The 2,554-nt window shown below is 62.9% G+C and carries 3 protein-coding genes; 2 read left to right on the top strand and 1 reads right to left on the bottom strand.

All coding sequences use genetic code 11. From position 1 onward, the window contains the following. On the bottom strand, positions 1–438 hold a 438-nt coding region (locus GX108_02460), incomplete at its 3' end, for a sodium:proton antiporter (protein NLO55910.1). A 166-nt stretch (positions 439–604) separates the two neighbouring features. On the opposite strand from GX108_02460, the gene GX108_02455 reads away from it, so the two are divergent. Both GX108_02455 and GX108_02450 read left to right on the top strand, forming a co-directional pair. Continuing rightward, entirely contained in the window at positions 605–2,077 is a 1,473-nt protein-coding gene (locus GX108_02455) for a glycogen synthase (protein ID NLO55909.1), read from the top strand. A 28-nt stretch (positions 2,078–2,105) separates the two neighbouring features. Next, on the top strand, positions 2,106–2,554 hold a 449-nt coding region (locus tag GX108_02450), incomplete at its 3' end, for an NTP transferase domain-containing protein (protein NLO55908.1).

Genomic DNA, 2,554 nt, shown 5'->3' with positions numbered 1-2,554 from the left:
TGAGGCCACCGGGGCGGCGGAAGAGTTGACCACATAGGCGGTCATCTCCCTGGGCACTTTGAAGCGATCCGCCGACGGCGTCATGCAGGTCCCCAGGGTCAGGCTTATAAGGAAGTCGTCGATGAAGATGAAGAGGCTCATGACCCAGGTGGCCAGGAGCACCCCCCGCCGGGTGGAGACTCTTGAGGCCACCCAGTCGCCAAACCCCTTGGTGCCCCCCGACCGGTCGAGAACGGCGACGAGGGCGCCCATCGAGGAGCAAAGGAGTATCACGAAGCCTATGGTCGGGTCCTGCATCACTCGGCTTATCGTCTCCAGCATCGAGGGAAAGAAAGCCAGGCCGTCGGTGAGCATGAATCCCACGGCGATGGCGGCCACCATCGATTCCAGGGAGCGCTTCGTCGCTATGACCGACGCCAGAAGCACCGTGATCGGCAACAGTGAAACCCAACCTCCAGGACTCACAGGCATGACCTCCGCAGGGCGCCAGGTGTCTTCTCGCGCCCGGAAAGGATCATACACCATGTCCTCCGGTGGCAAGGCTTCTTTTACCATAGTACAATAGTATCGCAGGTTAAACACGAATTCGTGGGAGAAGACCCGGATGGGGACTGATGATCCTACCAGTGTGACCGTTCTCCATGTGACCCCGGAAATGGCGCCCCTCTCCAAGGTCGGCGGCCTGGCCGATGTGGCCGGTTCTCTCCCGGGCGCGCTGCGGCGGCTCGGCGTCGACGCCCGGGTGATAACCCCGGCATGGCCCGGCGCGGCCGAAAAAGCCAGGGACCTGGGAGCCCGCCCCCTTTCGGGACCGGAACGGGTATGCGTCTCTCTCGGGGGGCGGGAAATATGCTCCCCTCTTCGGGTCGTCGAAGTGGGCGGGGTGCCCCTTTACCTGCTCGAGGAGGCGGCACTCTTTTCGAACCCCGTCGTCTACCCGGAAAAACTCTATGCCGGCACGGCCCTGCCCTTCGCCTTTCTGTCGATGGCCGCCGTGGAATGCGCTCTCTCGGGCGCCTGGAGGTCCAAGGTGCTTCACCTTCACGACTGGTCCGCCTCGTTGGCCGCCGCGGCGCTCAAACACCACCGCCTTTACGGCGCCGCCCTGGAGAGGCCCCATACGGTGCTTACCATCCACAACCTCGCCCACCAGGGTGTCCTTCCCCTCTCCGTGCTGGACGACTGGGGTTTCGGCCCCGGCGCTTTCTCCCTGGACGGTGTCGAGTTCTACGGAAAGGCCAACCTGCTCAAAGGAGGCATAACCGCTTCCGACGCCGTGGTGACGGTGAGCCCCGGCTACGCCGGGGAGATCCTCTCGAGCGAATACGGCGAGGGCCTGGAAGGGGTGCTTCAATACCGCAGGAACAAGATCAGGGGGATACTCAACGGCCTGGACACGGCATCATGGGACCCCTGGAGCGACCCGGCCCTGCCGGCGAATTACCGCTTGGGTGACATGAAGGGCAAGAAGGTCTGCCGGAAGGCCCTGGTGGAGGCGTGCGGCTGGGAGGACTCCGGGGGACCGGTGATAGTCTCGGTGGGGAGGCTTGTCCGGCAGAAGGGCATGGAACTGGTCCTGGGCGCCCTGGAGGAACTGGTCGCCCTGGGCGCCAGGCTGGTGGTGGTAGGTACCGGCGAGAGAGCCTTGGAAGAAAGGTTCTCCGCTGAAAGCCTGGGGAATCTGAAAAGCCTCCATTTCCGCGGGGCCTTCGACGAAGGCTTCGCCCGGCTGGCCTACGCAGGGGGGGACATCTTCGTCATGCCCTCCCTCTTCGAGCCCTGTGGGCTCTCCCAGATGATAGCCATGAGGTACGGCACGGTACCCGTCGTCAGGGCCGTCGGCGGCCTGGCCGACACCGTCGCCGACGCCGATGTCGTTCCTGCGGGGACGGGCTTCCTTTTCGATGACTTCACCGCCGAAGCCCTGATCGGTACGGTAAAAAGGGCCCTGGCCCATTTCCTGGAACCTCGGGGCTGGGCGCTGCTTCGCGGGAGATGCATGAAAAAGGACTTCTCCTGGGATGCCTCGGCACGGTCCTATATGACCCTTTACGGCTCGCTGACCGATCCATCATGACCTTTCTCAAGACTGGAGGGGTTCCACCATGATCTACGGCAAACACGGCAAGATTCTAGCCCTTGTCCTCGCGGGGGGAAGGGGTGAACGGCTGATGCCTCTTACCAAGTACAGGGCCAAACCGGCCGTGCCCTTCGCCGCCAAGTACCGCATCGTCGATTTCGCCCTGTCCAACCTGGTGAACAGCTCCATTTTCTCGATCTACGTCCTGGTCCAATTCAAGAGCCAGTCCCTGAACGAGCACATCGAGAGGGGTTGGCAGTTCGGCGGTGCCCTGAGGGACAGGGACCTTTTCGTGACCGTCGCCCCGGCCCAGATGTGGAGAGGGGAGCACTGGTACCAGGGTACTTGCGATGCCGTCTTCCAGAACCTGCATCTTGTGACGCTCTACGATGCGGATCATGTCCTCATCTTCGCCGCCGACCACATCTACAAGATGGACGTGGAGCAGATGCTGGACTTTCACATGGCCAAGGG

The organism is Thermovirga sp. (genome assembly GCA_012523215.1).
Classification (GTDB): Bacteria; Synergistota; Synergistia; order Synergistales; family Thermovirgaceae; genus 58-81.
The sequence above is the reverse complement of the archived record's forward strand: the minus strand, read 5'-3'. Positions and strand labels throughout refer to the sequence as shown.

What these genes read in the sequence shown, in the direction of transcription:
- GX108_02455 (NLO55909.1), top strand. Translation starts at nt 605, where the DNA reads ATGGGGACTGATGATCCTACCAGTGTGACCGTTCTCCATGTGACCCCG.